Below are 1899 nucleotides of genomic sequence, written 5' to 3' on the forward strand. Positions count from 1 at the left end.
GCTTTGCCTCGGATTCCGCAGCCGGCGACAGCTTCGTGATGAAACCTGGCTTTGTCGGCATCTGGCGCACGATAGAGACCGTGCGGAAGATCTACGTCTGCCATTGTGACTGAGCGCGATGCTGAGGGCGGTCCCAACAGGCGGCTTTCAGAACAATCGACTTTCGAGCCCGCGTCTGACTCCGATTCAGCGCCGTCGGGCGCTTCATTCTCGATGAAAAATGCGGTGTGCGGTCCTGTATTGCTCCGATGAGACGGGTGTTGTCTCGCCGATCGCAAACCCAGGAACCGACGGCGGGCTTCGGCCCCAGGGCAAAGGAAGTTGTAGATGATTGCATTGAAGGACAGGGATCTGTTTCGCCAGCAAGCGCTGGTCGGCGGTAGTTGGCGGGATGCGAGCGCAAAAGCCACCGTTGATGTCATCGATCCTGCCAGCCAGGACGTTCTCGGCACTATCCCCGACATGGGTCGTGACGAGACGAGGGCAGCAATCAACGCTGCGGCGGATGCCTTCAAAGGTTGGAAGGCGAGGTCCCATGCAGAGCGCGCAGCGCTCTTGGAGCGATGGTATGAGCTCATGCGTCTGCATGAGCAGGACCTGGCGCTTTTGCTGACCCTGGAACAGGGCAAGCCGCTGGCTGAATCGCTCGGAGAAATCCGCTATGGGGCATCTTTCGTAAAATGGTTCGCGGAAGAGGCACGCAGGATCAATGGATCGACTATTCCTTCACCCACTGTCGATCGCCGCATCCTGGTACTGAAGGAGCCGGTAGGCGTTTGCGGGATTATCACTCCGTGGAATTTCCCCAACGCGATGATCACGCGCAAGGTAGCACCTGCGCTTGCTGCGGGCTGCACGGTGGTTATTAAGCCATCTGAATTTACACCATTTTCGGCCCTTGCGATCGGCGTTCTGGCGGAGCGGGCAGGTATTCCGGCGGGCGTGATCAATATCGTGACGGGCATGCCTGCGGAAATCGGCAACGAACTGATGGCCAATGAAACGGTCCGGAAGATCTCGTTTACCGGATCGACGCGCGTAGGCGCGTTGCTGATGAAGGGCGCCGCCGATACCATCAAGAAGCTCAGTCTTGAGCTCGGCGGCAACGCACCATTCATTGTCTTCGATGACGCCGATCTCGACCGGGCCGTTGAGGGGGCGATTGCGTCGAAGTTCCGCAATGGCGGACAGACCTGCGTCTGCTGCAATCGCATTCTCGTACAATCCGGCATTTACGATGCCTTTGCTGAAAAACTCGCCGGCCGGGTTGCGAAAATGAAGGTCGGTGCCGGCACGGAAGAAGGCGTCGAAATCGGACCGATGATCAATTGCGCGGCGATAGAAAAGATCAAGCGACACGTCACGGACGCCCTGGACAAAGGTGCCAAGATCATCTCGCAGAGTGAACGGATGCCGGATGGTCGGCAATATGCCCGCCCCCTCGTGCTCGGTGAGGCTACGACCGAGATGCTCCTGGCGTCAGAAGAGACGTTTGGACCGGTTGCTCCGCTTTTCCGCTTCGAGACCGAGGACGAGGCAATTGCGATCGCGAACGGCACGCCCTTCGGCCTCGCCGCATACTTCTACACGGAAAACCACAGGCGCTCGTGGCGTGTTGCCGAGGCGCTGGAGTTCGGCATGGTGGGCTTAAACACTGGCCTGATCTCAACCGAGGTTGCGCCTTTCGGCGGAGTAAAGCAGTCGGGACTGGGGCGTGAAGGATCTCAGCTCGGAATAGAAGAATATCTTGAAATAAAAACGCTCCATGTCGGTGGGTTGGAATAAGGCGCCGCTTCCCGGTTTCGCGCGAGGAATAGAAGCGATTTTCGATTTTGCGGCGAGACGCGTGCGCGCGGCAAATAGGATGATGCCTCAGCCGCACTAGGTCAGCGTTTTCTT

The 1899-nt window shown here is 58.3% G+C and carries 2 protein-coding genes; both read left to right on the forward strand.

Annotated elements, in window-relative coordinates; translation table 11 throughout:
- A partial coding sequence (locus tag FXV83_RS40475; RefSeq protein ID WP_148745617.1) for a cupin domain-containing protein occupies positions 1 to 113 on the forward strand: 113 nt, incomplete at its 5' end.
- Positions 114 to 327: 214 nt separating this feature from the next.
- Positions 328 to 1785 (forward strand): NAD-dependent succinate-semialdehyde dehydrogenase, encoded by a 1458-nt coding sequence (locus tag FXV83_RS40480; RefSeq protein WP_187436515.1) that lies wholly within the window; start codon positions 328 to 330, stop codon positions 1783 to 1785.
- Positions 1786 to 1899 lie beyond the last annotated feature (114 nt).

This window comes from Bradyrhizobium hipponense (assembly GCF_008123965.1).
GTDB classification, from domain to species: Bacteria; Pseudomonadota; Alphaproteobacteria; order Rhizobiales; family Xanthobacteraceae; genus Bradyrhizobium; species Bradyrhizobium hipponense.

Bases quoted from the DNA above. Each gene is read 5' to 3' on its own strand.
- FXV83_RS40480 (WP_187436515.1), top strand. From the start codon at position 328: ATGATTGCATTGAAGGACAGGGATCTGTTTCGCCAGCAAGCGCTGGTC.